The organism is Mycobacterium sp. (assembly GCF_049585075.1).
GTDB lineage: Bacteria > Actinomycetota > Actinomycetes > Mycobacteriales > Mycobacteriaceae > Mycobacterium.
In genome coordinates this window covers 1-26527 of sequence record NZ_JBAUZA010000405.1, presented here as the reverse complement: position 1 = coordinate 26527, position 26527 = coordinate 1, and the positions used below count along the sequence as shown (strand labels likewise).

27 protein-coding genes and 1 pseudogene are annotated in these 26527 nt (G+C 63.6%); 16 read left to right on the top strand and 12 right to left on the bottom strand.

The window, feature by feature from the left end; translation table 11 throughout:
• Nucleotides 1-92 precede the first annotated feature (92 nt).
• Entirely contained in the window at nt 93-1220 is a 1128-nt protein-coding gene (gene pstS, locus WB785_RS19260) for a phosphate ABC transporter substrate-binding protein PstS (protein WP_424080892.1), read from the bottom strand.
• 235 nt (nt 1221-1455) lie between these two features.
• Here pstS and WB785_RS19255 point away from each other — a divergent pair, with 235 nt between their 5' ends.
• The 7 genes from WB785_RS19255 (at nt 1456) to WB785_RS19225 (ending at nt 8057) form a co-directional block, all read left to right on the top strand.
• Nucleotides 1456-2271 (top strand): SDR family NAD(P)-dependent oxidoreductase, encoded by an 816-nt coding sequence (locus WB785_RS19255; protein WP_424080891.1) that lies wholly within the window; start codon nt 1456-1458, stop codon nt 2269-2271.
• 44 nt (nt 2272-2315) lie between these two features.
• On the top strand, nt 2316-3032 hold the full coding sequence (locus WB785_RS19250; protein WP_424080890.1) for a TetR/AcrR family transcriptional regulator: 717 nt from the start codon (nt 2316-2318) through the stop codon (nt 3030-3032).
• 11 nt (nt 3033-3043) lie between these two features.
• Nucleotides 3044-3238 carry a ferredoxin gene (locus WB785_RS19245; RefSeq protein WP_424080889.1) on the top strand — a complete coding sequence of 65 codons (195 nt, stop codon included), beginning with the start codon at nt 3044-3046 and terminating at the stop codon, nt 3236-3238.
• A 3-nt stretch (nt 3239-3241) separates the two neighbouring features.
• Nucleotides 3242-4480, top strand: a complete 1239-nt coding sequence (locus WB785_RS19240) for a cytochrome P450 (RefSeq protein ID WP_424080888.1) — start codon at nt 3242-3244, stop codon at nt 4478-4480.
• Nucleotides 4481-4631: 151 nt separating this feature from the next.
• Nucleotides 4632-5693, top strand: a complete 1062-nt coding sequence (locus tag WB785_RS19235; protein WP_424080895.1) for an amidohydrolase family protein — start codon at nt 4632-4634, stop codon at nt 5691-5693.
• Between the two features lie 8 nt (nt 5694-5701).
• Nucleotides 5702-6937 carry a M24 family metallopeptidase gene (locus WB785_RS19230; protein ID WP_424080887.1) on the top strand — a complete coding sequence of 412 codons (1236 nt, stop codon included), beginning with the start codon at nt 5702-5704 and terminating at the stop codon, nt 6935-6937.
• Nucleotides 6927-8057, top strand: coding sequence for a M24 family metallopeptidase (locus tag WB785_RS19225; RefSeq protein ID WP_424080886.1), 1131 nt, complete (start codon nt 6927-6929; stop codon nt 8055-8057). Before WB785_RS19230 ends, WB785_RS19225 begins: the two co-directional genes overlap by 11 nt.
• Nucleotides 8058-8076: 19 nt before the next feature.
• Here WB785_RS19225 and WB785_RS19220 read toward each other — a convergent pair whose 3' ends face one another.
• The 11 genes from WB785_RS19220 to WB785_RS19170 form a co-directional block, all read right to left on the bottom strand.
• The gene (locus WB785_RS19220) at nt 8077-8898 is read right to left on the bottom strand and encodes an SDR family NAD(P)-dependent oxidoreductase (RefSeq protein ID WP_424080885.1); all 822 of its coding nucleotides are present in this window, start codon (nt 8896-8898) and stop codon (nt 8077-8079) included.
• Between the two features lie 10 nt (nt 8899-8908).
• The gene (locus WB785_RS19215; RefSeq protein ID WP_424080884.1) at nt 8909-9757 is read right to left on the bottom strand and encodes a mycofactocin-coupled SDR family oxidoreductase; all 849 of its coding nucleotides are present in this window, start codon (nt 9755-9757) and stop codon (nt 8909-8911) included.
• Nucleotides 9758-9787: 30 nt separating this feature from the next.
• Complete coding sequence (locus WB785_RS19210) at nt 9788-10990, bottom strand: cytochrome P450 (RefSeq protein WP_424080883.1); 1203 nt, start codon at nt 10988-10990, stop codon at nt 9788-9790.
• A 194-nt stretch (nt 10991-11184) separates the two neighbouring features.
• The gene (locus tag WB785_RS19205) at nt 11185-11835 is read right to left on the bottom strand and encodes a TetR/AcrR family transcriptional regulator (protein WP_424080882.1); all 651 of its coding nucleotides are present in this window, start codon (nt 11833-11835) and stop codon (nt 11185-11187) included.
• Between the two features lie 174 nt (nt 11836-12009).
• Nucleotides 12010-12753, bottom strand: a complete 744-nt coding sequence (locus WB785_RS19200; RefSeq protein WP_424080894.1) for an acyl-CoA dehydrogenase family protein — start codon at nt 12751-12753, stop codon at nt 12010-12012.
• Nucleotides 12754-12803: 50 nt separating this feature from the next.
• Entirely contained in the window at nt 12804-13892 is a 1089-nt protein-coding gene (locus tag WB785_RS19195) for an acyl-CoA dehydrogenase family protein (protein WP_424080881.1), read from the bottom strand.
• A complete protein-coding gene (locus WB785_RS19190) occupies nt 13889-14359 on the bottom strand; it encodes a nuclear transport factor 2 family protein (protein WP_424080880.1) in 471 nt (156 codons plus the stop codon). Before WB785_RS19190 ends, WB785_RS19195 begins: the two co-directional genes overlap by 4 nt.
• Entirely contained in the window at nt 14343-15557 is a 1215-nt protein-coding gene (locus tag WB785_RS19185; protein WP_424080879.1) for an amidohydrolase family protein, read from the bottom strand. The genes WB785_RS19190 and WB785_RS19185 overlap by 17 nt, the downstream gene beginning before the upstream one ends.
• Before the next feature lie 3 nt (nt 15558-15560).
• Nucleotides 15561-15884, bottom strand: coding sequence for a hypothetical protein (locus WB785_RS19180; protein WP_424080878.1), 324 nt, complete (start codon nt 15882-15884; stop codon nt 15561-15563).
• Entirely contained in the window at nt 15868-17145 is a 1278-nt protein-coding gene (locus WB785_RS19175; RefSeq protein WP_424080877.1) for an aromatic ring-hydroxylating oxygenase subunit alpha, read from the bottom strand. Before WB785_RS19175 ends, WB785_RS19180 begins: the two co-directional genes overlap by 17 nt.
• A gap of 18 nt (nt 17146-17163) precedes the next feature.
• Nucleotides 17164-17697 carry a carboxymuconolactone decarboxylase family protein gene (locus tag WB785_RS19170; protein WP_424080876.1) on the bottom strand — a complete coding sequence of 178 codons (534 nt, stop codon included), beginning with the start codon at nt 17695-17697 and terminating at the stop codon, nt 17164-17166.
• A gap of 263 nt (nt 17698-17960) precedes the next feature.
• On the opposite strand from WB785_RS19170, the gene WB785_RS19165 reads away from it, so the two are divergent.
• The 9 genes and pseudogenes from WB785_RS19165 to WB785_RS19125 form a co-directional block, all read left to right on the top strand.
• Entirely contained in the window at nt 17961-19259 is a 1299-nt protein-coding gene (locus WB785_RS19165; RefSeq protein ID WP_424080875.1) for an amidohydrolase family protein, read from the top strand.
• Between the two features lie 132 nt (nt 19260-19391).
• Nucleotides 19392-20558 (top strand): acyl-CoA dehydrogenase family protein, encoded by a 1167-nt coding sequence (locus WB785_RS19160; protein WP_424080893.1) that lies wholly within the window; start codon nt 19392-19394, stop codon nt 20556-20558.
• The gene (locus tag WB785_RS19155) at nt 20558-21316 is read left to right on the top strand and encodes an SDR family NAD(P)-dependent oxidoreductase (protein WP_424080874.1); all 759 of its coding nucleotides are present in this window, start codon (nt 20558-20560) and stop codon (nt 21314-21316) included. The genes WB785_RS19160 and WB785_RS19155 overlap by 1 nt, the downstream gene beginning before the upstream one ends.
• A complete protein-coding gene (locus tag WB785_RS19150; protein WP_424080873.1) occupies nt 21316-22533 on the top strand; it encodes a CaiB/BaiF CoA transferase family protein in 1218 nt (405 codons plus the stop codon). Before WB785_RS19155 ends, WB785_RS19150 begins: the two co-directional genes overlap by 1 nt.
• On the top strand, nt 22530-23336 hold the full coding sequence (locus tag WB785_RS19145; RefSeq protein WP_424080872.1) for an enoyl-CoA hydratase/isomerase family protein: 807 nt from the start codon (nt 22530-22532) through the stop codon (nt 23334-23336). Before WB785_RS19150 ends, WB785_RS19145 begins: the two co-directional genes overlap by 4 nt.
• A complete protein-coding gene (locus WB785_RS19140) occupies nt 23329-24474 on the top strand; it encodes a thiolase family protein (protein ID WP_424080871.1) in 1146 nt (381 codons plus the stop codon). Before WB785_RS19145 ends, WB785_RS19140 begins: the two co-directional genes overlap by 8 nt.
• An 11-nt stretch (nt 24475-24485) precedes the next feature.
• On the top strand, nt 24486-25634 hold the full coding sequence (locus WB785_RS19135) for an acyl-CoA dehydrogenase family protein (protein WP_424080870.1): 1149 nt from the start codon (nt 24486-24488) through the stop codon (nt 25632-25634).
• 101 nt (nt 25635-25735) lie between these two features.
• The gene (locus WB785_RS19130; RefSeq protein WP_424080869.1) at nt 25736-26341 is read left to right on the top strand and encodes a TetR/AcrR family transcriptional regulator; all 606 of its coding nucleotides are present in this window, start codon (nt 25736-25738) and stop codon (nt 26339-26341) included.
• Nucleotides 26338-26527, top strand: a pseudogene (locus WB785_RS19125) (hypothetical protein); the annotation flags it as partial. The gene WB785_RS19130 and the pseudogene WB785_RS19125, both read left to right, overlap by 4 nt.

The following is a 26527-nucleotide window of genomic DNA, read 5'->3' as shown; positions in this document are numbered from 1 at the left end:
GACTTGAACAGTCGATCGCCCCGCCGTGCCTTGGCTCCGTCGTCAGCCGTCAGCGCGGGCGTCGTCACGGTTGACAAGATGGCTCTAGATCATCACGCGATGGCATTGACGGCGGTTGACAGCCTCGACTTGAATGCGTCGGGAATGGGGATATAGCCGTTGTCCGCCAAGCCGTTCTGGCCTGGACCAATGGTTGTCTGCAGGAACGCCTTTACGGCCGTGCCGACCTGGCTATCGGGGTACTTGGAGCACACGACTTCATACGTCGCCAGCACGATCGGATAGGCGCCCGGCTGCGTCGGCTTGTAGAACGACACGGTGTCGAGCACCAGGTCGTTGCCCTGTCCTTTGATCTTTGCCCCGGCGATGGTCTTGCCGACCGAGTCGGGGCTGATCGCCACCGGATCGGGACCCGCCGACGTGACGATCTTGGCCGTGTTCAGCTTCTGCGCCTGGGCGAACGACCATTCGTTGTAGGTGATTGATCCCGGGGTGTTCTTGATGGCCGCCGAGGTGCCGTCGTTGCCCTTGGCGCCTTCACCGACACCGCCGTTGAACGACTTTCCGGTGCCCTTGCCCCATGCACCGTCCGATGCGGCATCGAGGTATTGCTGGAAGTTGTCGGTCGTTCCCGACTGGTCACTGCGGAAGACGACGTGTATGGGCAGCGCCGGAAGGGCTGCGCCGGCGTTCAGCGCCGTGATGGCCGGGTCATTCCACGTCTTGATGGTGCCGTTGAAGATTTTCGCCGCGGTCGGGCCGTCCAGGTTCAGCGAGGTCACGCCGGTGACGTTGTAGGTCACGGCGATCGGGCCGAACACCACCGGCAGGTCCCACGCCGGCGAACCACAGCGCTGCTGCGCTTTGCCGTGTTCGTCGGCGCTCAGCGGCACATCCGAGCCGCCGAAATCAGTTTGATTGCCTACGAACTCATTTATCCCAGCACCCGAGCCGTTGGCCGTGTAGTTCAAGGTTTGACCCGAACACGCCTGTTCGAAGGCGTTGACGAAACGGGCCATCGCATTCGCCTGGGCGGTGGACCCGCTGGCTTTCAGCGTCTGCTTTCCGCCGCAACTCGCCTTCGCCGCTGACGAATTAGACGAACCGGACGTCGTACCGCCTTGGCTGCTTGTGTTGTCGTTGTTGTTTCCACACGCGGACAGCATCAGCGCACCGGTTGCCAGCACACTCAGCGCAGCGCTAATTCGATTGAGTTTCAAATCGGTTCCTTTGAATCGGTTGATGACTGCTTTCACTGTGCCACCAGGTCAAGACGGACCACGGGATCCTGCCGAGATAGGCGAAGCGTGGCCGTTCTAGGCCAACGCCGTGAGGACTCGAAGTAAACAAATCGCGTCACTAAGCCGAACGTAGCACCAGCATGAGGCGGTCTGTGATCATGTGCCTAAATCAATCGCTTGACTTAACCGACGTTGCGCCGATTAACTCTTCGACATGGTCAACGAACTGGCCGGCAAGGTCGCGATCGTCACCGGCGGTGCATCGGGCCTCGGTGCCGGGGTCGTCGAGAAGTTTGTGGCGGAGGGCGCGCGGGTGCTGATCGCCGACGTCGAACGCAACCGCGGCAAGGATCTTGCCGCCGCGCTCGGCGCCGACGCGGCCTTCCGAATGACCGATGTCTCCGATCCCGAGCAGATCGGTGCGCTGGTCGCAGCCGCCGTGGAGATGTTCGGTCGGCTAGACGTGATGGTGAACAACGCCGGAGTCTCCAGCAGGATGCATCGCAGCTTTCTGGACGACGACCTCGCCGACTTTCATCGCGTTATGTCCGTCAACGTATTGGGCGTGATGGCCGGTACCCGGGATGCAGCTCGGCAGATGGCAGTCAGCGGCGGCGGCTCGATCATCAACGTGTCGTCGATCGGCGGCATCCAGGCCGGCGGCGGTGTGATGACTTACAGGGCGTCGAAGGCGGCGGTCATCCAGTTCACCAAGTCAGCGGCAATCGAGTTGGCGTACTACGACATCCGGGTCAACTGCATCGCGCCTGGCAGCATACCGACGCCGTTGCTGGCGTCGTCGGCCACAGGGGAGTCCGCGGAGAAGATCGCGCGTTTCGAGCAGACGATTAGGGAGCAGATGCGAGCCGACCGGCCGTTGAAGCGAGAGGGAACACCCGAAGACGTCGCAGAGGCCGCGCTGTATCTGGCTGGCGACCGATCCCGGTATGTCACCGGGACCGTCATGACGGTCGACGGTGGCACTTCTGCCGGTAAAGCGATCCGCCGTCGCAGCGACCAGCAAGATTAAATCAATCGCTTGACTTAATCGGGATCGGGGCGTTGACTGGCCAGGTGACTACCGCGAAAGCCGCGCGCACCGATCGGGCCAGCACGACCCAAGAGGCCATCCTGACGGCGGCCGAGCGGCTGTTCGCCGAGCATGGGGTCTTCGCGGTGTCCAACCGGCAGGTCAGCGAGGCTGCGGGCCAGGGGAACAATGCCGCGGTCGGCTACCACTTCGGCACCAAAACCGATTTGGTGCGGGCTATCGAGCAACGCCATCGCGTCCCGATCGAGCGGCTGCGAGAAGACATGGTGGCCGAGGTCATGCGGTCCGGGGCAGCCAACGATATGCGCAGTTGGGTGGCGTGTCTGGTGCGCCCGCTGACCGATCACTTGGCGGCGCTGGGCAACCCGACCTGGTACGCGCGCTTCGCCGCACAAGTGATGACCGATCCTGCGTACTACAACATCGTGGTCAAGGATGCCCTCACATCTGAATCGCTGGTTCAGGTGATAGACGGGATCAACCGCTGTCTCCCGGAGTTGCCGGTCGACGTTCGCGCGGAACGCAACCTGATGGCGCGCAACCTGCTGATGCACACCTGCGCTGACCGTGAAAGGGCAATGGCAGGCGGCGATCGCAAACTCGGCGCAGCCGAGTGCAGCGGGTCGCCGCCATCGAACCGAGCCACATCCGCGGCCCGTTCGTCCTGGCGGGCGGCGGGATCCGGCCTGATCGACGCGGTCGTGGGACTCTGGCTGGCGCCGGTCACACCGCAGCGGTAAAGAGGATTGTGATGAAAGTGACTGTCGACCAAGGCATATGCGCCTCGTCGGGAAACTGCGTGATGCACGCTCCCGAAATTTTCGACCAGCGCGACGATGACGGAGTGGTCGTGCTGCTGAATGAGAACCCCCCCGCCGATCAGGCTGACAATGCCCGCAAGGCCGCCGCGGGCTGCCCCGCACTGGCCATCCACATCGAGGAGTGAGAAGTGTCCGACACCCTCACCGCAACCGAGGCGGTCTCTGACGCACCGGAATATCCGATGGGACGGGCAGCCGGCTGCCCGTTCGCCCCGCCGCCGGAGGTGATGGAGCTCGGGGCAGCGCGGCCGCTATCCAGGGTCAAGATCTGGGACGGCAGCACACCTTGGCTCATCACCGGCTACGAAGAAGTGCGGACGTTATTCTCCGATTCCCGTGTCAGCGTTGACGACCGACGGCCCGGCTTTCCGCATTGGAACGAGGGCATGTTATCGACCGTGCATAAACGCCCAAGGTCGGTCTTTACCTCGGACGCCGAGGAGCACACCCGATTTCGGCGAATGCTGTCAAAGCCGTTCACCTTCAAGCGGGTTGAAGGCCTGCGGCCGGCGATCCAGCAGATCACCGACCAGCACATCGACGCAATGTTGGCCGGACCTCGGCCGGGCGACGTCGTCACCGCGGTCGCGCTGCCGGTGCCGTCGCTGGTCATCAGCCAGCTGCTGGGCGTTCCGTATGAGGACGCCGAGATGTTTCAGCACCACGCCAACGTCGGGCTCGCCCGTTACGCGACCGGTGAGGACACCGTCAAAGGTGCGATGAGCCTGCACAAATATCTGGCCCAGCTCGTTGAAGCCAAGATGGAGAATCCAGCTGAAGATGCGGTTTCGGATCTGGCCGAGCGGGTCAAAGCCGGCGAGCTCAGCGTCAAGGAGGCCGCACAGCTAGGCACCGGCTTGCTGATTGCCGGGCACGAAACCACTGCCAACATGATCGGCCTCGGTGTGCTGGCGCTGCTGCAGTACCCAGAGCAGGCGGCTGTGCTGCGCGACACCGACGACCTGAAAGTCGTTGCGAACGCAGTCGAGGAATTGCTGCGCTATTTGTCCATCATTCAAAACGGGCAGCGCCGCGTCGCCGCGGAGGACATCGAGATCGCCGGCGAGGTCATCCGCGCCGGTGAAGGGATCATCATCGACCTGGCGCCAGCCAATTGGGATGCCAAGGCATTTGCCGAACCCGAGCGGCTTTACTTGCATCGCTCGGGTGCCGGGCAGCACGTCGCATTCGGCTACGGCAGACACCAATGCGTCGGCCAACAACTGGCCCGTGCCGAGCTGCAAATCGTCTTTCACACGCTGCTTCGCCGCATTCCCACCTTGGAGCTTGCGGCGCCGATCGAGGACATTCCGTTCAAGCACGACCGGCTCGCATACGGCGTCTATGAACTGCCGGTGACCTGGTGAATACTGTCGAGCAAGTGTGGATCCGATTGGAGGGCCAGTGATGTCGCCTCAAACAAGCAGTGTTTCGCTCTATCCGCCCGGAGGATTCGGCGCACCGAAGGATCGGCACGGCCACGCCGACGGAGTAGGCGTGGGCCTGCCGGAAGGAACCGTGGTTTTCTCTGCGGATAACCATATTTCGCTGGCCGACGACATTTTCTACCAGCGTTTCCCGGAAGACCTCAAAGACAAGGCGCCGCGGATCTGGTACGAGGACGGCGCCTACCAAGTCGGGCGAAAAGGGCAGTCGTTCCTGCCGGGCGACTTCAGCGCGGTTCTGATGCAATACGACGACCTGCCCGGCGCGGCAAGTACCAACATCGAGGCCCGGATTCAGGAGTTACACGACGACGGCGTCGAGAAGGAACTGGCGTTCCCCAACGCGATCCTGGCACTTTTCCACTACCCGGATAAGGAACTGCGCGAACTGGCATTCCGCATTTACAACGAGTACATCGCCGAGCTGCAGGAGCGCTCCAAGGGCCACTTCTTCGGCGCGGGCCTGATCAACTGGTGGGATCCGGAAGGCACTCGCCGAACGCTTGCGGAACTGAAGTCGTTGGGGCTCAAGACCTTTCTGCTGCCACTGAACCCCGGCAAGGACGACGAGGGCAACATCATCGACTACGGCAGCACCGGAATGAAACCGGTCTGGGACGAGATCGAAGCCGCCGGGCTTCCGGTGAGCCATCACATCGGCGAGACCCCGCCGAAAACCCCGTGCGAGTTCAACAGTGTGGTGGTCGGCATGATGATCAACATCGACGGCTTTCGCGAACAGTTCGCCAAGTACATCTTCACCGGAATCCTCGATCGGCACCCGAGCCTGCGGATCGGATGGTTCGAGGGTGGCATCGCCTGGGTGCCGTGGGCCCTGCAAGACGCCGAGCACCTGGTGGCGTCGTATCAGCACATGTTCAATCGGCCGCTGGAGCACGACGTGCGTTATTACTGGGACAACCACATGAGCGCATCGTTTATGGTCGACCCACTCGGGCTGAAGCTGATCGACCAAATTGGTGTCGACAAGGTGATGTGGTCGAGCGATTATCCGCATAACGAAAGCACTTTCGGATATTCGGAGAAATCGTTGGCCGCTGTTGTCGATTCGGTCGGTGCCGAGGCCGCGGCGCGGATCGTCAGCAGCAATATCACAAAATTCCTAGGTATTTGAGAACCCGAATGACGACGATTGTGGCGGCGCCATCGTCAGCGCTCGACATCCCGGACACGCCCGATCTTGATCGGATGCGTCGCGAGACCGGCGCGCGGCTGCGCACGGCGATGGCCGAGCGCGGCGTGGACGCCTTGCTGCTGCTTGGAAACAACAATGTCGTCTATGCCACCGGTGTGAGTTGGCCATTGGGTGACGCCGGGTTGTCTTATGTCGAGCGTCCGGTAGCAGTGCTGCTCGCTGACGACCCGCACCCGCACCTGTTCCTGCCGTTCCGGGAAGGCGCCGCATCGGAGTCGGGGCTGCCAGTTGACCATTTGCACGGCCCCGTCTATCTGGAGTTCGACGAGGGAGTGGAGAGCTTCGCGCGGGTTATCGAGGACTTGATCCCGGCCGGGGCTGTGTTCGCGGTGGACGAACTGACCGGTGCCATGCGGCGGGCGCAGCCGCGACTTTTCCGGGCCGGACGGCCTGCCGACGCCGCGCAGATTATCGGCGCGGCCAAGGTCATCAAGACTGTCGACGAGCTGGCGTGCATCCGTACCGCCTGCCGAATCACCGACCAGGCCATCGTCGATGTGCAGGCCGCGCTGGCACCCGGAATCCGCCAGATCGAGCTGTCAGCGGGTTTCATGCGCCGGGCGTTCGAACTGGGCGCGATGGCCAGCATGCTGGAACCGATCTGGCAGGTGATGCCGGCAACCAAGGCAGACGGTGTCTGGACCACCCACGGCGATTTGGCGTTGCCGCTGTTGACAACTGAGCGCGAACTGGTTGCCGGCGACGTGCTGTGGACCGATGTCAGCATCACCTACGCCGGCTACTGCTCTGATTTCGGCCGCACCTGGGTGGTCGGACAACAACCCACACCGCGCCAGCAGGCGCAATTCACCAAGTGGCGCGAAATCCTGGACGCGGTGCTCGCCGTGACGAAAGCCGGCGCCACCGCGGCCGACTTAGGCAGGGCGGCAACGAAAGCCAACGGCGGCGCGCGGCCGTGGCTGCCGCACTTCTATCTGGGGCATGGAATCGGCGTGAACGCCGCTGAAATGCCGATGATCGGCACCGATCTCGGCGACGAGTTCGATGAGAACTTCGTCTTCGAACCCGGAATGGTAGTGGTGCTGGAACCGGTGGTGTGGGAGGACGGCACCGGCGGATATCGCAGCGAAGAGATTGTCGTCATCACTGAGGAAGGCTGGATTCCGTTGACCGACTACCCCTATCACCCGTATGGGAACTGAGGTTCTGCCTGACGACCGCGCACTGCGCGGGGGTCGCCGGGCGCGGGCGCTGGCCCAGATGGAAGACCACGACCTGGACGTGCTGGTGCTGGGTCGGCAGGCCAACGTGCGGTATGTCTCGGGCGCGCCGCAGCTGTGGGTGGCCGGGACCCGTCCGTTCGGGCCGACGTGCGTGGTCGTTCGGGAGACGGGCGCGATCCACCTGCTCAGCACCTGGGACGAGGGGGTTCCTGACGACATTCCGCACGAGAACCTGTACGGCATCTCCTGGAATCCGATGAACACTATCTCGGTGCTGAAGAGTATCGAGGGTGCTGCGACCGCCAAACGCGTTGGCAGCGATGCGCTTTCACCTGGATTCGCCCAACTTCTGCCGATGGCCTTCCCCAACGCGGAGCTGGTCGACGGTGAGCTGGCCATGCGCGCCGCCCGCCGTATCAAGACCCCCGAAGAAGTGGCGGCGCTGCGCGAGGCCATCCGGGTAGCCGAGGTCGGGTTGGCCGCGGCAGTCGCCGAGCTGCGACCGGGCGTTAGCGAGAAGACGCTGGCCGGCGTCCTACTGGAGGCGATGGCGGCCGGTGGGGTGAGCACCCCGTCGACCCAGGACGCCGCCTGGGTCACCTCACGCGAACACCGGTGGCGACGGGCGACTGAAGACGGACGCGTTCAACCCGGCGATTTGGTGGCGTTCTCGGCGGGCGTACTCGATGGTGGCTACACCGGTGAGGTCGGACGCACCTGGCCGGTCGGTGACCCCGACGGTGCCGCGGACCTGTATCGGCGATGGGATGCGCTGTGGCACCGGCTATATGAAGCATGTCAACCGGGTGCTGTGGGTACCGACCTGCTGTCCGCCTACCACGCGGCGGGCGAGCAGCTGCCGCCGATGCCGATAGCCCGGGGCCTGGGGCTGGGATTCGACCCGCCGGTGGTTTCGCAGCACCTGCCGGCGACGGCCGCCGAGGAGCGACTGGAGGCCGGGATGGTGCTCGCCGTTACCGGATATGTCTGGCAAGAAGGCGTCGGCGCGGTGTTCGGGCGAGAGGCGGTCTTGATCACCGCCGACGGCCCAGAAATCCTGACATCGAGCCCGTCGGCCAATGTCGCTGTAGGCGCTTGAATTTGGGCGACGGCAATCGCTAGTGATTCCATCCTTCGGTTGCCTGGTCGTCGAAGGTGCGGTCAATGCGCTCGAATCGGCGGCGGATTGACGCACGGGCCGCGGTGTGCGGCAGCACGTATAAGCGGTTGGCCGCAATCGCATCGGCGGTGAGGCGGGCCACCTCATCGACGTTGAGGCTGTCCTCTTGCGCCGGGACGGATCCTGGCGTCTCGGACGCCAGCCCATAGTCCGCGCCGCGGATTCGTTCCGAGTTGGACAGCAGCTTGGTTTCAACGACCATCGGGCAGAGCACCGACACGCCGATGCCGTGCTCTTTGACCTCCCGCGCCAGCGTTTCGGCGAGGCTGACCACCCCGTATTTCGCCACGCTGTAAGCCCCGAGGCCGACGTTGGGTACCAGCCCGGCAAACGATGCGGTGAACGCGATATGCCCGCCCGTACCCTGCTCCAGCAACTTCGGCAAGAAGGCCTCGACGGCGTGAATGGAGCCCCACAGGTCAATGTCGATCACCCAGCGCCAGTCTTCGTGGGTCATCTGCGCGATCGGACCTGCGACCACGATGCCCGCATTGCTGAAGACAATGTCGATGTGGCCGAGAAGCCGAAATGACTCGTCCGCCAGATGAACCATCTCATGGAGCTGGCTGACGTCGCACGTCAGCGCGTGCGCGTCAAACCCGTCGGCAGCTAACCGCGCCACCGCCTGTTCCAGCGTAGGCTTATCGACATCGGCGAGCACGACACGTGCTCCGCGGCGGGCGAACTCGGTGGCAGTGGCCAACCCGATGCCATTCGCACCGCCGGTGATTACCGCGCTCTTACCTTCGAAACCGTCCATAGACGGAACCCTATTTCAGGCAGCTCCCCGCGTCGATGGGCAGCGTGACACCGGTGAGGTAGCGCGCCTCGTCGGAGGCGAAGAACAGCACGGCATTGCTGACGTCTTGCGGCTCCACCCACGGAATCGGCAAGGTGTGAAACAGCTGACAGATGGGAGCCATGTCGTCCGGACCGGGATTCTCTAGATCCGGCCGGAACATCTTGAAGGTGCCGTCGTTGTGCAGCATTGGTGTTTTCACGTGGGTCGGGTGCACCGAGTTGACGCGAATCATGTGCTGCCCCAACTCAACCGCGAAAGCACGCATCAGCCCGACGACTCCATGCTTGGCCGCGACGTAGTGGCCAGTGTGCGGGTAGGCCTTGAGTCCGCCGACTGAGCTCGTCAGGATGATCGAACCGCCGCGGCCACCCGCAAGTAGATGCGGCACACCGGCTTTCACGGTTTTCCATACCCCGGCCAGATTGATGTCGATCATCTCTGTCCAGTCTTCTTCGCTGGTCTTGTCCAGGGTGTCGCCGCCGTTGCCGATCCCTGCGTTGGCCACGATGATGTCGAGCCGGCCGAGTTGCTCCACGCCGTTGTCCAGCGCGGCTTTCAGTGCCTGGTAGTCACGGACATCGACCTCCGCCGTGAAGATTCTGCGGTTGTGGCCCTTGACGAGGTCGGCGGTCTCCGCCAGATCCTCCGGCGTCGACGCCGGGATCGCGGTGTCTGTAACGCCTTCGCGGATGGGCTTACAGATATCCACCGCGATGATGTCGGCACCCTCCTGCGCCAACCGCACGGCGTGCGAGCGGCCCTGCCCACGTGCCGCGCCAGTGATGAACGCGACCTTGCCTTCGACTCGACCCGGCATCGTTACCTCATTTCCTGATTTGTGTTTGGCTCAGCCGAGGACCGCCGGCATTGCCTCCCAGCCACGCACGGTGGACGTAGGAGACAAGGTGGCGTTGCTGAGGTCGACCTCCCATTCGGGGAAGCGCTTCAAGATCTCTTCGAGTGCGATCCGCCCCTCCAGCCGCGCGAGTGCCGAGCCGAGGCAGTAGTGGGTGCCGACGCTGAAGGCGAGATGTTGGCGCGGCTCGCGGTGAATGTCGAAAACGTCACCGTCCGGAGGGAATTGACGGTGATCGCGATTGGCCGCGCCGATGAGCATCATCATGGCGCTGCCCTCCGGCACCGTCTGTCCGTAATAGGTGACGTCGCGGGTCACGTAGCGCGCCACATGCGGAGCCGGCGGCTCGAAGCGCAGCAGTTCCTCGATGGCCTGGGGGATAAGCGCGGGGTTTTCGGCCAGTTCCCGTCGCTGATCGGGATGCTCGGCCAGTACTTTGCCGGCCCAGCCGATCAGCCGGGTCGTGGTCTCATTGCCTGCGCCGGAGACGACGCTGACGTAAGTGAGGAGCTCTTCGCGCGTCAGTCGCCGGGTTATCCCCTTCTCGTCTTCGAACTCGACGTTCAACAGGTCGGTCATGATGTCGTCGGACGGATGATCGGCTCGCCACTCGATGAATTCGGCGAAGAAGTCACCGGCGTTCATGCCGTCGGCTGCCAACGTCATCGGCTTGCCGGCCTCGGTGCGCATCTGCGCGTTCGCCAAATCGCGCGCGGCTTCCTGATACTCCTCGGGCACACCGAGCAGCATGCCGATCACTCGCATCGGCATCTGTGCGCCGAGGTCTGCGACAAAGTCAAAACCCGCCGTGCCAATCAGCGGATCCAAACTGCGAGCGCAGAATTCGCGGATCTTCGGTTCCAGGTCGTTGATCTTGCGTGGCGTGAACATGCGGGCCAGCAATTTACGGTGCACATCGTGGATGGGGGGATCCTCGAAGATGAGCACACCCGGCGGCATGTCCATGTTGGCCTTGATCAGCTCGATGATTGCTCCGCGGGCCGAGCTGAAGGTTTCATGATCGACGATCGCCCGGTCAACATCGGCGAAGCGGCTCAATGCATAAAAGTCGTGCTGCTCGTTGTAATACAGCGGTGCTTCTTCACGCAGCCCTCGAAACGCCAGGTAAGGATCGGCATTGATCTGCACGTCGTACGGGTCGTAGTAGACGCCGTCGGGGGCAGTGACTGTCACAGGGCCTTACCTTTCGAAGCCGATCGCATCCGCATGTTGATAGCTCTAAGCACTGCGGCAACTCTGTCATCGGCGGGCTGTGGGTGTCAACGTGGAATCCGTTTTCGCTACCTATGATTATTAAAAATAGAGAATTACATTCTCCGCCTGGCGGTGAATGTGCGATATGCGAACGAGATAATGCTGTTCTCGAGCTAGTCGCCGACGAATCCGCGTGAGCAGAAGTCCCACACTTCGTCCGCGCTGATGGGATGCACGGTCGCATCATCGGAGCTGCTGGATTGCGCGATGAACATCACCGTCTGCATGGCCATTGCGGCCATCCGCCGCGGGTTTACGCCGGTTCGCAGCTCCCCGGCGGCGCTCGCTGCTTCCATCAGCTCGGTGAGCAAAGCGAGAAGTGGCGTGTGAGCGACCTTGACCTCGGCCGGATGCGAAACCAGCAACCTCGGTGCGAAGTCTGTGAACAGCGGCCGTTTCGCGGTCGGGTCGGGTCGCGAAGCTTCGAACAGCAACTCGACTGCCACCCGCAACCGGTCAATGGGGTCGGAGTGATTTGCGGTGGCGGCGCGAATCTGATCGGCCGACCGGCTCAAAGCATCTTCGAACAGCGCCAGCAACAGTTCATGCTTGCCGTCAAACTGCAGGTAGAAGCTTCGCAACGACTGCCGGGACCGGTCGACGACCTCTTGCACGGTAAAGTCCGTGCTGCCTTTCTCGATGATGATGGCCTGGGCCGCGTCGAGGAATCGTTGGACGCGCTGGGCTGCGCGCAGCTTCGCCGTCTTGATCGATCGCTCGACAGCACGCTGCTTCCAGGCCGGCTCTTCGCTTGGGCTGGTCACCGAGGGCTCAGCAGATTGCCGCGAGGGGAGAACATGATTGGACTCTACCGGAGAACGTCGTGTCATTGCTGAGCTAGACCCCCTCGCGGGACGACGTGTCTGAGATTGTAACTTTCTTGCTGCGAGAATACTATTCTCTCGCTGCTCTGCATGGAAGCAGAACGCCAAACGCGGCTAAAGATTGGTCAGTCGCGGCGCGGACCGCTTGGCCCGCAGTCTCGCGCCGGCCGTCCGGGTCAGCTCGCGTGTGCTGCCGAGCATGCCGTCCAGCACCAGCGCGCGTTTGAGGTGGCGGTGCATGTCGTGCTCGGCGGTGAATCCGATACCGCCGAGCACCTGCTGACAGTGCCGCGCCGCGGTCAACGCGGCCTGGCCGGCCGCGGCCTTGGCGAGCAGGAAACCCAGATCGTCGGGCTCGGCGGCGGCGGCAACCAGCGTGGCCTCCGCGCCTTCGACGGCAACCAATGTCTCGGCCAGCCGATGCCGGATGGCCTGGAACGAGGCGACGGGCTTGCCGAATTGCATGCGATCTAATGCGTGCTGGCGCGCCAGCGCCAGCATGGTGCGGCTGGTGCCCACCAGCCACCAGCCCAGCGCGTGCCGGCCGGCCGCGAGAGGCACCGAATCACCTTGAGGCACACGGCGTATCGGGAGATCGCCGCCCAGTGCTGAGCTGGCTTGGTCGGTGCGTTCCCACACCACCCAGGAGCCACCCGCGAACGGTAGCGGAACGGTATCTCCGCCTTCCCGTCCGGCGGCGCGCAGCACCACATCGTTGAGCACGGCCGCATGCGCGCCGGTCTCACCGAGTAGCCGGAACACCAAAGGAATTGCGGCTTGGGGCATTTCGTCGAGCATCTCCAGCCAGCCCAATTCCGTCAGCGCCTCGTCGAGCTCGCGACCCGACGCCGCGGTCATCGTCTTCCGCAAAGCGTCTTCCAGCAGGTGCAAGGACTCGGTATCCACGCTCACTCCTTGCCCAGCTCCAATAGCCGGCGAGCGATGATGTTGCGCTGGATCTCGGCAGTGCCGCCGTAGATCGTCGCCGCCCGGGAATAGAGGTACTCCGACCGCCACGGCGTCTCGTCCAACTCGAGCGCGCCGGGCAGTAAGTCGCGCACAGTGTCGTAGAGTCGCTGCTCGGCGGTGGCCAGCAACACTTTGTCGATCGAGGTCTGCGGCCCGAGCGGTTCGCCGTCCGCCAGCCGGTGCTGGGTGGCCCGAGACCGGCAGCGCAGTGTGTGCAGCGCGAGATAGGCTGCACCGAGTTCGTATTCGTCGGCATCGGGTGCTTCGGCGATGAGCTCGTCGAAGCGTGCGTAGAGGTAGGCGATTCGCTGCCAAAAGCAGGTGGAGCGTTCATAGGGCAACAAATCCATCGCCAGCCGCCACCCATCGCCCGGGCTGCCGAGCATGCGTGCTGCAGGCACCACCACGTCGTCGAAGTAGACCTCGCAGAATTCGTCGACGCCGTGCATCGTGCGCAGCGGGCGAATGGTGATGCCCGGCGTGTCAAGGTCGACGAAGAACGCGGTGATTCCGTCATAGCCGGGTGCGGTGCGGGTAAGCAAGACGCACCGCGTCGAGTACTGCGCGTAGCTGGTCCAGACCTTCTGCCCGTTGACAATCCAATCGTCACCACGCGGAGTGGCGCGGGTGGACAGCGACGCCAAGTCGCTGCCCGAGCCCGGTTCGGAAAAACCCTGACACCATTGCTCGCGACCGCTGAGCAGGTGCGGCACCATCTCCGCTGCGAGGTCTGCCGGCGCGTAGTCGATCATCGTGGGCGCCAGCACCTCGACCATCGAGTAGGGCCCCGGCTCGGCAAGGCGGCGGCCGACCACTTCTTCACCGACGATCGCGCGAAGCATTGCGGGCCCGCCTAATCCGCCGACGTGCTCGGGCCAGCCGTATCGCATCCAACCGGCGTCGTACAGCGCGGCATGGACTCGGGCGAGCTGCTTGATATGGCCTTCCAGCGAGTGATCCGGCCCGGGGGTCAGGTCGTGCTCGTCGAGCCAGGTTCGCAGGTCCGCCCGGAACTGGTCGACCTTCATGCTTGGCCTGATGGCCCGACTCCTCCGCCGGCTTCGGCCGGCATCGTCGTCGGGCGCGGGCGTCCTACCGCGTGCGGCCGACCGGAGTCGTGGATGCCGCTGCGCCGAATAAACGTCATGGCACGGGTTTTCAACCGCCAGCCGTCAGCTGTACGCACGTAGGTGTCGTTGTAATAGCCGATCCGCATGTCATGGCTGGCGTGGTCGATGAAGCACAACGGTTGTGTCCCGGTCGCGGTATCACCGTTCAGCTCGATCACCGGAGTGGCCGTCATGAACAATCCCTTGGGTGCGGCGTCCACCAGCACGGGAAACCGGTCCAGCGAATAGGTTTCGCCGAAAGCGCTGTAGGTGCCGTCGGGCGTAAAGACGTCCACCAACCCGTCGATGTCCTGCTGCGTGATGGTAACCGCATAGCGCGCCAGCAGCTGCTGGATCTCGACCAGGTCTTCAGTTCGTGTTGGCATAAACCTTGCCGCCTTTCATCACGAAGCCCACCTTCTGGGTAACACCGATGTCGGACAACGGATCTCCGGGTACCCCGATCACGTCGGCGAGCAGACCCTCGGCAAGCCGGCCGCGATCGGTGGCATTGATCAGGTCGGCCGCTACAACCGTTGCCGCCCGCAATACCGCCAACGGCGGCAGGCCCCAATCGACCAGGGTGACAAGCTCGTCGGCGTTGCGACCGTGCGGTATTGCCGGCGCGTCGGTGCCCACCGCGATCTTCACTCCGGCTTCGTAAGCGGCCAGGATCGAGGTCCGCGACTTCGGGAACATCTCGGCGGCCTTGGCTTGCAGCTCGGGCGGGGCGTGCGAGACATCCATGCCCTCCGCCAGGCGCCGGGTGGACACCAGGAACGTGCCGTGCTCGACCATCATCGCGATCGCTTCGTCGTCGATCAGGAACCCGTGCTCGATGCAGTCGATCCCCGCTTCCACCGCATGCTTCACCGCTTCGGCGCCGTGGGTGTGCGCGGCGACACGTAGCCCGCGCCGGTGTGCCTCGTCGACGATCGCGCGCAGCTCTTCATCGGAATAGTGTTGTGCGCCAGGTGGACCGGTCAGCGACATCACTCCGCCCGAGCAGCAGACCTTGATCAGCTCGGCGCCGTGTTTGATCTGATACCGCACCGCCTTGCGGATCTCGTCGATTCCGTTGGCGATGCCCTCTTCGACGGTCAAGTCCAACACATGCGGTGCGAACGCGGCGAACATGGTCGGATCCAGATGCCCGCCGGTCGGCGTGATCGCATGTCCGGCGGGCACCACCCGCGGGCCGTCGATCCAGCCCGCGTCAATGGCTTTGCCGAGCGCGACATCGAGCAGATAGCCGCCGGTCTTGACGAACAGGCCGAGGTTGCGCACTGTGGTGAACCCCGCGCGCAGCGTACGGCGGGCGTTGCCGACCGCACGCAACATTCGGGTCGGCGGGTCATCCTGAACCTGGGACAGCCCGGGCTTCTCCCCGCGCCCACCCATCAGCAGGTTGACCTCCATGTCCATCAGCCCGGGCAGGAGGATTTGGTCGCCCAGATCGACGATCTCACCCTCGGCGTTGCCGCCCACGCCGACGATCCGGTCCTCCTCGACACGCAGGATGCCCGGCCGTACGATCTCGCCGGCGTCGACGTCCAGCAGCCCAGCGGCCTTGAGCGTCAACACCTTTTAGATCACCGGCTCCCGGATCACTTCCACCCACGCCGCTCCGCTGTCGGGCACCCGCGGCTGCTTCCATGCCTCGATCGGGAAGGACACCATGACCAGCGATTGCATGATGTGCATCAGGCTCTTCGCGTCCTCCGGCAGGTCGTCCAGCGGGAACTTGTCGCAGTACTCGATCATATCGTTCAACTTAGGGAACGCGACGTCGTAGAACGCCTGCATGTCAGCCATCGAAGTTGCCAGCCGCTTGGCGTAGCGTTCGGGCTCGGTGGCCAGATCCCAATCCAAATAGGGCTCCAGGGCCGAGAATTCAGACGGTAGCGCCATTGCGCTGGTACTCCTTCACATAGTCACCGGTGGTCTTGTGCAGGTGGCGGATCAGGACTTCCTGGTCGCACAGCAGGAATTCTTTGACGGCCCGGGTGCCGATCATGGTCTGGGTCGCCTCCAGCGTGTTGGCGTCCTGCAGCGCGTACTCCTTGAACGTCACAGCGGCCAACTCCTGGGCAAGGCGTTCCCGCGCGTTGCGTGGCGGGACGAAGTACAGGGTGCACTCGAAGGTGTGCTTGTCCACCGCGGTAGGCCAGTAGTGGTAGGTCAGGAACCAGCCGGGTTCCCAGATCAGCAGCATGAAGTTCGGGTAGAACAACCACGAGTCGATGCCCCACTGCGGCACCCTCTTCACGTTGACGCCCGGTGGCAACTCTAGCTTCTCGATGATCTCCGGCTTGTCCCACGGACCGAACAACCCGCTGCGCAGCACCTGATCCATCGGCTTGACGATGGACATGTCCGAGGGTGGCGCCTGACCACCCCAGGTCGACTGCAGGTTGTGCGGGCCGGCCAGCTCGTAGTGCAACGCCTCGTAGCCGTACTTTTGGATCTTGGCGGCTTCTTCCTTGGTGTACTGCCCTTGGTGCAGGATCGGCGCGTGGTAGAACTCGACGAACGCGTCGATGAACAGCTTCCAGTTGCTGCCGACCTCGGCACGGTAGGAGTAGGTCTCCGTCATCTCGCCGAATGGGTAGCCCTCGATGCTCTTGGCTAACGGCCCAAGGTAGTCGGTGAGCGGCGCCGCGTTGTTGTCGAAATTGATGAAGATGAAGCCTTCCCACACCTCGCAGCGGACGGGTGCCAGACCATAGTCGCTTTTGTCGACGCCGAAGAACTCGTCCTCCTGTTGGATGAAGGTCAGATCGCCGTCCAGGTTGTAGCGCCAGGCGTGGTACTTGCAGGTGAACTGCCGGCAGGTGCCGGAGGTCTCTTCGTGTGGAAAGTCGTTCCACACCAACTTGTTTCCGCGGTGGCGGCAGACGTTGTGGTAGGCCTTGACGGTCCCGTCCTTGGTCTTGACGATGATCACCGACATACCGGGGCCCGCCGACGGCAGCTCCTTGGTGAAGTAGCTGCCGGTGCGCGGCAACCGCTCGACCCGCCCGACGTTCAGCCAGGTTCGCTTGAAGATCGCGTCACGCTCGGCCTCGAAGAACGCCGGATCAATCGAGTCGGTGTAATCGACTGGCGCGGTGCCCAAGTCGGGATAGTTTTCCGTCCAGCTGCCGGCAGCCGGCTTGGTGAAATGTGGCAAGGTCCTTGCTCCTCTTCTCTAGTCTTTGCTTTCTTCGACTTCGACGCCAAAAGTGTTCAATCCCATCGCAAGTGCGGTGTAGCCGCCGATGGTGAAAATCAAATCCATCCGCTGCTGCTCGTCGAGCCGCTCACCGAGAGTGGCCCACGTCTGATCGGACAGGTTGGTCTTCTCGTCGAGCTCATCGACTGCGGCCAGCACCGCGCGATCGAAATCGTCGGCCGGGTTGCCGGTTTGCACCGCGTCGATGTCGGCGTCGGACAGACCCACCCGCTTGCCAAGCGTCACGTGGTGCGTCCATTCGTAGTCGCAGCTTCGCCGATGTGCCACGCGCAGGATGACGAGCTCGCGGATGCGGGGCGGCAGGGTGGAATCGGACAGCAGATAGACGCTAAATCGCAGAAACGCTCGGGTCAGTTTGGGGTGGTGCACCAAGGTCGACAGCAGGTTGCCTGCGCCGCCGGGATTACGCCGCTCTTCCGGCAGCATGCTGGCAACGGCATCCCGGGCAGCGTCGTCCCACTGGTCCGCCGGCAACGGGGACAGACGCATTCGGCCTCCTCGGTTACGAGAATCCTATTCTCATATTTGATCAATAGGTTTCCACGAACTCTCGGATTGGTCAATGTTCCGTAGCCGAGCTGCAGAAACGTCACTCGCTGGCGCAAGCCACGGCGGCCCCTCATCCCGGCCCCGACGGCCCCGGTAGTAGGCTCAAGATGTTGATTCTCGCGAACTGAGAAGATAATTTTCATAGTTGACGCCCACCTTGGGGCACGGGCCGCCGAACGACCCACGATGGAGAGGAACGGCCAGTGAACAAAGACGACATGATTTTGATCAGCGTCGACGACCACACCGTCGAGCCGCCCGACATGTTCAAGAATCACCTGGCGAAAAAGTACGCCGACGATGCGCCGCGGCTGGTGCACAACGCGGACGGCTCCGACACCTGGCAGTTCCGCGACACGGTGATCCCCAACGTCGCGCTCAACGCGGTGGCCGGTCGCCCGAAAGAGGAGTACGGGATCGAGCCGACCGGGCTCGACGAGATCCGGCCGGGCTGCTACGACGTCGACGAGCGGATCAAGGACATGAACGCCGGCGGCATCCTGGCGTCGATCTGCTTCCCGTCCTTCCCCGGCTTCGCCGGACGCCTGTTCGCCACCGAGGACCCGGAATTCTCCGTCGCGCTGGTGCAGGCCTACAACGACTGGCACATCGACGAGTGGTGCGGCGCCTACCCGGCACGCTTCATCCCCATGGCGATTCCGGTGATCTGGGATGCCGAAGAGTGCGCCAAAGAGGTGCGACGGGTAGCCAAGAAGGGTGTGCACGCGCTGACCTTCACCGAGAACCCCGCGGCGATGGGCTACCCGAGCTTCCACAACGAATACTGGAACCCGCTGTGGAAAGCGTTGTGCGACACCAACACCGTGATGAACGTTCACATCGGATCCTCGGGCAGGTTGGCGATCACAGCACCCGACGCGCCGATGGACGTGATGATCACGCTGCAGCCGATGAACATCGTGCAGGCAGCGGCTGATCTGCTGTGGTCACGGCCGATCAAGGAATACCCGGATCTCAAGATCGCACTGTCAGAGGGTGGCACCGGGTGGATCCCGTACTTCCTCGAGCGGGCGGACCGGACCTATGAGATGCACTCGACTTGGACGCATCAGAACTTTGGCGGCAAACTGCCCAGCGAGGTTTTCCGTGAGCACTTCCTGACCTGCTTCATCAGCGACAAGGTTGGGGTGGCGCTGCGCAACATGATCGGCATCGACAACATCTGTTGGGAAGCCGATTATCCGCACAGCGACTCGATGTGGCCCGGCGCGCCCGAGGAGCTCTGGGACGTCTTGTCCATGAATAACGTGCCGGACGACGAGATCAAGAAGATGACGCATGAGAACGCCATGCGCTGGTACTCCTTCGACCCGTTCACCCACATCACTCCCGAGCAGGCGACAATCGGCGCGCTGCGCAAGGCTGCTGAGGGCCACGACGTTTCAATCCGGGCGTCAAGCCACCACAAAGACACGAGGGCGGGTTCGTCGTTCGCCGACTTTGCCGCCAACGCGAAAGAGCTGACCGGCAACAAGGATTGACGTGCCACCGCCTGGGGCTGGGGTGAGCTGCATCGAGATTGCGCCTAGGGTCGCGGTTTTCGACAATTCACGACCATGAGCGCAATCTCGACGCAAGCAAAAAAAGGAGATGTACCAGTGCCCGGCGGTGGGATGAACTTCGAGCTGACCGATGACCAAGAGCTGATCCGTAAGTCGGTTGCGGAATTGACGTCGAAGTTCGATGACCACTACTGGATGGAAAAAGACCAGGCGCACGAGTTCCCGCAAGAGTTCTACGACGCGATCGCCAAGGGCGGCTGGCTCGGTATGACGATCCCCGAGCAGTACGGCGGCCACGGGCTCGGTATCACCGAGGCGACGCTGCTGCTCGAGGAGGTCGCGCGATCGGGTGCGGCCATGAACGGCGCCAGCGCGATTCACCTAACGATCTTCGGCATGCAGCCCGTCGTCAAGCACGGCTCCGACGAGTTGAAGGCCAGGACCCTCCCGCGAATCGTCAACGGCGATCTGCACGTGTGCTTCGGCGTCACCGAACCCGGTGCGGGCCTTGATACATCGCGCATCACGACCTTCGCCAAGCGCGAAGGCGACACGTACCGGATCAACGGGCGCAAGGTCTGGATCTCCAAGGCCCTGGAGTCCGAGAAGATCCTACTGCTGACGCGAACTACGCCGTTCGACGAGGTAACCAAGAAGACCGACGGCATGACGCTGTTCCTCACGGACCTCGATCGCGACCATGTAGACATCCGGCCGATCAAGAAGATGGGCCGCAACGCCGTCAGCTCCAACGAGGTTTTCATCGACGATCTGATCGTCCCGGTCGAGGATCGCGTCGGCGAGGAGGGACAGGGTTTCAAGTACATCCTCGACGGCCTCAACCCGGAGCGGATGCTGATTGCCGCCGAGGCGCTCGGCATCGGGCGCGTCGCGTTGGAGAAGGCGGTCAAGTACGGCAACGAGCGCGTTGTGTTCAACCGCCCGATCGGCATGAACCAGGGTCTGCAGTTCCCGCTGGCGGACTCGCTGGCGCGCCTCGACGCCGCGGAACTGGTGCTGCGCAAGGCTACCTGGCTCTATGACAATGGGAAACCTTGTGGCCGCGAGGCGAATACCGCGAAGTACCTGTGCGCCGATGCGGGGTTCGGGGCGGCCGATCGGGCTCTGCAGTTGCACGGCGGGATGGGCTACTCGGAGGAGTACCACGTGTCGCGCTACTTCCGCGAGTCGCGTCTGATGAAGATCGCACCTGTCAGTCAGGAGATGATTCTCAACTTCCTCGGCGAGCACGTGCTGGGAATGCCGAGGAGCTACTGATGAGCCGGTACTTCGATCTGACCGGCCGCGCAGCGCTGGTCACTGGGGCGGCGGGCGGCATCGGCTCTGCGGTCGCCGAGGCGCTGAGTGATGCCGGTGCGGCGGTGCTTGTCACCGACCTCGACAAAGACGCGGCAGCCGCTGTAGCAGAACGGATCTCATCGTCCGGAGGACGCGTCGAATCGGCTGCGCTGGATGTATCGGACCGCGAGTCCGCCGATGCTGCCGCCGCGCAAGCGGCAGCGCTCGCCGATGGCAAACTCCACATCTTGGTGAACAACGCGGGTGTGACGAAGCCTGCGATGTTCGAGAAGACCACCCAGGAGTCGTTCCGATTGTTGTTCGACATCCACGTAATGGGTGCGTTCAACTGCACCCAGGCCGCGATTCCATACATCCCCACCGATGGCACCGGACGCGTCATCAACGTGACATCCGCGGCCGGCCTGACCGGCACCCTCGGTCAGGTCAACTACTCCGCGGCCAAAGCGGGCATCATCGGTTTCACGAAATCGCTTGCGCGCGAACTCGCTACCAAGAACATCCTGGTCAATGCGCTGGCGCCACTGGCCGCCACGCCGATGACTGAAACCATTCGGACCAACGAGAAATTCGCGGCCAACATGATGAATCGAATTCCGTTGAAGCGCTGGGCCGAACCGGAAGAGGTCGCCGGTGCATTCGTCTTCGTCGCCTCCGACGCCGCCTCCTACATCACCGGTCAGGTGTTGCCGGTGGACGGCGGAATGGTCATGTGATGTCGGAAAGCGGCGGGCCGCTGGCGGGAATCACCGTGGTGGCCCTGGAGCAGGCGGTCTCCGCGCCGATGTGCACACGGGTTCTGGCCGACTTCGGGGCACGCGTCATCAAAGTCGAAAACCCCAACGGGGGAGACTTCGCCCGGCACTATGACAATGTCGTCAACGGCCTTGCCGCACACTTTGTTTGGGCCAACCGCGGCAAGGAGTCGGTGACGCTCAACCTGAAAACCGACGCCGGGCTTGATATTCTGCGCAGGCTCCTTGACCGGGCCGACGTGCTGGTTTCTAACCTCGCCCCCGGGTCCACCGCCCGGCTGGGCATCGCGCCCGCGGACCTGGCAGAACGCCACCCCGACGTGATCGCGGTCGAAATCGACGGCTATGGCCCTGGCGGACCGCTGTCGCACAAGCGGGCCTACGACCTGCTTGCTCAAGCGGAATCCGGCGCATGCGCGGTGACCGGCCATCCCGGCGCACCGGCCAAGCCAGGGCCGCCGATGGCGGACATCAGCACCGGATTGTATTCGGCGCTCTCAATTCTCGCGCTGTTGTATTCGCGCGACGCCGGGCCGAATCCTGGCTGGCACGGCAACGCGGTCGCGGTGAGTTTGTTCGACACCATGACTGATCTGATGGGTTACCCGCTCACTTTCACCCAGCATTCCGGTATCGATCAACAGCCATTGGGGCTCGGCTCGCCCGCGGTCGCTCCGTACGGCGCCTACCGTACCGCCGACGCTCAGACCGTCGTGCTGGGCACCACGAACGATGCTGAATGGCAGCGGCTTTCGCGCCAAATCCTGGAACGTGACGACCTTGCCGACGACCCGAGATTCGCCAGTAACGCCGGTCGCTGCGCGCACCGCGACATCCTGGACGACGCTATCGGTGCGTGGTGTTCGGCGCACGATTTGGAGCACGTGCAGAAGACGGCCGATGCCGCTGGGATCGGCAATGCGCGTTACAACTTGCCAAGCGACGTATTGGCGCACCCGCAGTTGACGGCCCGGGACCGGTGGCGGCAGGTCGACACCCCGGCGGGTCCAATTCAGGCGTTGCTGCCTCCGCCGGTGATCTCCGGTTACCAGCCCGCCATGGGCGCAGTGCCCGGGCTGGGGCAGCACACCGACTCAGTGCTCGCCGAGCTCGGCATCGCACCGGCCGAAATCGACGCGCTACGGGCGCATGGCGCCATCGGGCCGGTCTACCAGTGACGGGCGATTCCGCGCTGCTGTGCAGTGACCGCAACGGTGTTCGGACGCTGACGCTGAATCGGCCGAAGCGCAAGAACGCGATCAACCGTGCATTGTGGATCGAGTTGGCGGACGCGCTGACCGCGGCCGGTAACGATCGCGAGGTACGCGCGGTGGTGATCACCGGCGCCGGTGGCGCCTTCTGCTCGGGTGCCGACATCTCGGCGCCCGACGACAGTCACCCGATGCACAAGTTGCAACGCCTGACCGACGTGGCGCTGGCACTGCACGAGCTGACGGTACCGACCATCGCCAAAGTGAACGGAGTGGCCGTCGGCGCCGGATGGAACCTGGCGCTGGGCTGCGACCTGGTGGTCGCCACCCCGGAATCCGCGTTTTCCCAGATCTTTTCCAAGCGGGGACTGTCGCTGGATCTCGGCGGCTCCTGGCTACTGCCGAAAATCGTTGGCCTGCAACAGGCCAAGCGCCTGGTGTTACTAGCCGAAACCATCGACGCCGCCGAGGCTCAGGCGCTGAACCTAGTGACCTGGGTGGTGTCCGCATCGGAGATCGACGACTTCGTCACCGAGGTTGCCGACCGGCTGGCGGCCGGACCGACGATCGCACTGGCACAAAGCAAGGCGTTGCTGAACGAAGGCGCCGACCGGACTTTGCGTGATGCGCTGGCCAACGAAGCCCGCGCGCAGGGCGTCAACTTCGCCACTGCCGATGCGCGCGAGGCGTATGCCGCGTTCGCCGAGCGGCGGGAGCCGTCGTTTACTGGTCGATGGGCAGTATCGAGATCGGAGCAGACAAATGCGTGAAACAGTCATCGTCGAAGCCGTACGGACACCGGTCGGCAAGCGCAACGGTGGGCTCTCCGGCATGCACCCGGCGGACTTATCGGCACTGGTGCTCAACGAGTTACTACACCGCACTGGCGTCGGTCCGGAGATCATCGACGACGTGGTCTGGGGATGCGTGTCGCAGGTCGGGGACCAATCCGCCAACATCGGGCGTTACGCGGTGCTGGCCGCCGGCTGGCCCGAAAGCATCCCGGGCACGACGGTCAACCGGGCATGCGGTTCCAGCCAGCAGGCCCTCGACTTCGCAGTGCAGGCGGTGATGTCCGGCCAGCAGGACGTCGTCGTGGCCGGCGGTGTCGAGGTGATGAGCCGAGTGCCGTTGGGTGCGGCCAGGGCCACCGGAATGCCATACGGGCCCAAAGTCCTTGCCCGCTACGGCGATTTCTCGTTTAACCAAGGGCTGTCGGCCGAGATGATCGCCAAGAAGTGGGGGTTGTCCCGCACCCGGCTTGATGAATACTCTGCGCTCTCGCACGAAAGGGCCGCCGCGGCCCAGGACAACCGCGCGTTCGATGAGCAAATCGTCCCGGTCTTTGTCGACGACACCGCAGTCGCCGCCGACGAGGGCATCCGGCGCGGGACCACCGTGGAGAAACTGGCCGGGCTCAAGCCGGCATTCGCCGACGACGGGGTGATTCATGCCGGCAACTCCTCGCAGATCTCCGATGGCGCGGCGGCGTTGTTGGTGATGACCTCACAGGCCGCGCTCGAGCTCGGGTTGACCCCGCTTGTGCGGTATCGGGCGGGCGCGGTGACCGGGGCGGACCCGGTGCTGATGCTCACCGGTCCCATACCCGCCACCGAAAAGGTGTTGACCAAGGCCGGTGTTCCACTCGACGAAGTCGGTGTATTCGAGGTCAATGAGGCGTTCGCCCCGGTGCCGCTCGCCTGGCTGGCCGAAACCGGCGCCGACCCGGACCGGGTCAACCCGTTGGGCGGAGCCATCGCTCTGGGTCATCCCCTCGGCGCGTCGGGCTCGGTCTTGATGACGCGGATGGCACACCATATGCGCGACAACGGGATTCGATACGGATTGCAGACCATGTGCGAAGGCGGCGGCACCGCCAACGCCACACTTGTAGAACTTGTTGCCTAACAGGGGATTTCATGCGTCGAGACCTGTTCACCGAAGATCACGAGGCGTTCCGGGAGTTGGCGCGCGACTTCATCGACAAGCAGGTTGTTCCTGCCTACCCAGAGTGGGAGAAGGGCGGGCGGATGCCACGCGCTGTCTTCCAGCAGATGGGTGAGCTCGGGATGCTCGGGATGGCGATTCCCGAGGAGTACGGCGGTGCCGACATGCCCGACTACCGCTACAACGTGGTGCTGCAGGAGGAGGCCGCGCGGGCGCTGGTGACATTGTCGACGGTCCGCACCCAACTCGAGGTGATCCTGCCGTACTTCCTGCACTATGCGAACGAAGAACAGCGCAAGCGGTGGTTTCCGGGCCTGGCCGACGGGACGCTGCTCACCGCTGTCGCGATGACCGAACCAGGGACCGGGTCGGACCTCGCGGGTATGCGCACGACGGCCGTGCGGGATGGAGACCACTGGATCGTCAACGGCGCCAAGACATTTATCACCGGTGGCATGCAGGCCGACCTCGTGATCGTCGTCGCCCGCACTTCCACCGACCCCGACAACCGGCGCAAGGGCCTCACGCTTTTCGTCGTCGAGGACGGGATGGCGGGCTTCACCCGCGGTCGCGAACTGGAGAAGATGGGCTGCAAGGTCCAGGACACCGCCGAACTGTCATTCGTCGACGTTCGTGTCCCCGTCGAGAACGTTCTGGGCGATGAGGGTGAGGCGTTCGGCTATCTGGGTCACAACCTGCCGCAGGAACGACTGACGGTCGCGGTCGGGTCGGTGGCGCAGGCGCGCTCGGCGATCGCCGCGGCGATCGAATACACGAAGGACCGTAAGGCTTTCGGGACCCCGGTGGCCTCGTTCCAGAACACCAAGTTCGAGCTGGCCGCGTGCTCCACGGAGGTGGAAGCCGGCCAGGCGATGCTGGACCGGGCGGTCGCGCTGCACGTTGAGGGGCAGTTATCGGCCGCCGACGCGGCTCGAGTGAAGTTGTTCTGCACAGAGATGCAGGCACGTGTCGTGGACCGTTGCCTGCAGCTCTTCGGCGGTTACGGCTACATGATGGAGTATCCGATCGCCAGGTTGTACACCGATGCGCGCGTCGCACGCATCTACGCCGGAACCAGCGAAGTGATGAAGGTGATCATCGCCAAGTCGCTCGGTTTGTGACGGCGCTCGAAAGCCGGAAAAATTCGCGAGCTGAGACCCTTGTCACAGCCTGCCAACCAACCTACTGTGTGTTCAGTTGGTTGGTTGGACGAAGGAATCCGGTGCCAGAAGCACGGCCCTATGACTCGCTGCGGGCGAAGGGCGAGGACCGCAAACAGCGGATCCTGGCCGTTGCCCAGCGACTGCTGACTCGCAACGGGTGGCGCAACACGACGCTTGCCCAGATCGCCGGTGAGGCCGGCGTCAGCCCCGCTGGCCTGCTGCATCACTTCGAATCCAAAGAACAGCTGCTGCACGCGGTGCTCGATATCCGCGACGCCGATGACGACTCGCATGCGGACCGGGCCGGCGATCTGATCGCAGAAATCGCCGCGGTCGCCGATCGGTTCTACCGGTCGCCCGAACTCGTCGGCACCTACAGCGTGCTGCTGGCCGAGAGCATCGATCCTGACGCTCCGCTGCACGACCGCCTCGCCGCCAGATACCAGGGTTCGATCGACATCATCACCGAGCTCATCCGGCGCGGTCAGCGGGCCGGCCGGTACCGCATGGACCTGGACGTGACCGTCAAGGCGGTCCAAATAATTGCCTTCATCACCGGAATGGAGACCACATGGTTGCTCAATCCTTCGATACCGCTGACCGAGGTCTTCAAGGAGTACTCGGAGTCGTTGGAGCGGGACATGGCACCGCCGAGCTTGGCATGAGATACCGGCTCGATGTGGTCGCTGCGAATGTCGCCGATGTGGTGAGATTCGCCGGCGGTTGGCTTTTCGACCGGGCGATGGCCGGCTGGGATGTCACCGTGCTGCTCGTCGACCATCCTGACGAGAGACCGCTGCAGATCCTCGGTGCCCAGATCCTCGACTTGGAATACGCACTGGCGACGGCCG

Excerpts from the sequence above, each read along its gene's own strand:
- WB785_RS19200 (WP_424080894.1), bottom strand. The coding sequence starts at position 12,753 with ATGACCGCGGCGTCGGGTCGCGAGCTCGACGAGGCGCTGACGGAATTG.
- WB785_RS19255 (WP_424080891.1), top strand. The coding sequence starts at position 1,456 with ATGGTCAACGAACTGGCCGGCAAGGTCGCGATCGTCACCGGCGGTGCA.
- WB785_RS19155 (WP_424080874.1), top strand. The coding sequence starts at position 20,558 with ATGAGCCGGTACTTCGATCTGACCGGCCGCGCAGCGCTGGTCACTGGG.
- WB785_RS19225 (WP_424080886.1), top strand. The coding sequence starts at position 6,927 with ATGGGAACTGAGGTTCTGCCTGACGACCGCGCACTGCGCGGGGGTCGC.
- WB785_RS19150 (WP_424080873.1), top strand. The coding sequence starts at position 21,316 with ATGTCGGAAAGCGGCGGGCCGCTGGCGGGAATCACCGTGGTGGCCCTG.
- WB785_RS19170 (WP_424080876.1), bottom strand. The coding sequence starts at position 17,697 with ATGCGTCTGTCCCCGTTGCCGGCGGACCAGTGGGACGACGCTGCCCGG.
- WB785_RS19160 (WP_424080893.1), top strand. The coding sequence starts at position 19,392 with ATGAACTTCGAGCTGACCGATGACCAAGAGCTGATCCGTAAGTCGGTT.
- WB785_RS19220 (WP_424080885.1), bottom strand. The coding sequence starts at position 8,898 with ATGGACGGTTTCGAAGGTAAGAGCGCGGTAATCACCGGCGGTGCGAAT.
- WB785_RS19245 (WP_424080889.1), top strand. The coding sequence starts at position 3,044 with ATGAAAGTGACTGTCGACCAAGGCATATGCGCCTCGTCGGGAAACTGC.
- WB785_RS19195 (WP_424080881.1), bottom strand. The coding sequence starts at position 13,892 with ATGAAGGTCGACCAGTTCCGGGCGGACCTGCGAACCTGGCTCGACGAG.
- WB785_RS19135 (WP_424080870.1), top strand. The coding sequence starts at position 24,486 with ATGCGTCGAGACCTGTTCACCGAAGATCACGAGGCGTTCCGGGAGTTG.
- WB785_RS19180 (WP_424080878.1), bottom strand. The coding sequence starts at position 15,884 with ATGGCGCTACCGTCTGAATTCTCGGCCCTGGAGCCCTATTTGGATTGG.
- WB785_RS19190 (WP_424080880.1), bottom strand. The coding sequence starts at position 14,359 with ATGCCAACACGAACTGAAGACCTGGTCGAGATCCAGCAGCTGCTGGCG.
- WB785_RS19230 (WP_424080887.1), top strand. The coding sequence starts at position 5,702 with ATGACGACGATTGTGGCGGCGCCATCGTCAGCGCTCGACATCCCGGAC.
- WB785_RS19140 (WP_424080871.1), top strand. The coding sequence starts at position 23,329 with ATGCGTGAAACAGTCATCGTCGAAGCCGTACGGACACCGGTCGGCAAG.
- WB785_RS19215 (WP_424080884.1), bottom strand. The coding sequence starts at position 9,757 with ATGCCGGGTCGAGTCGAAGGCAAGGTCGCGTTCATCACTGGCGCGGCA.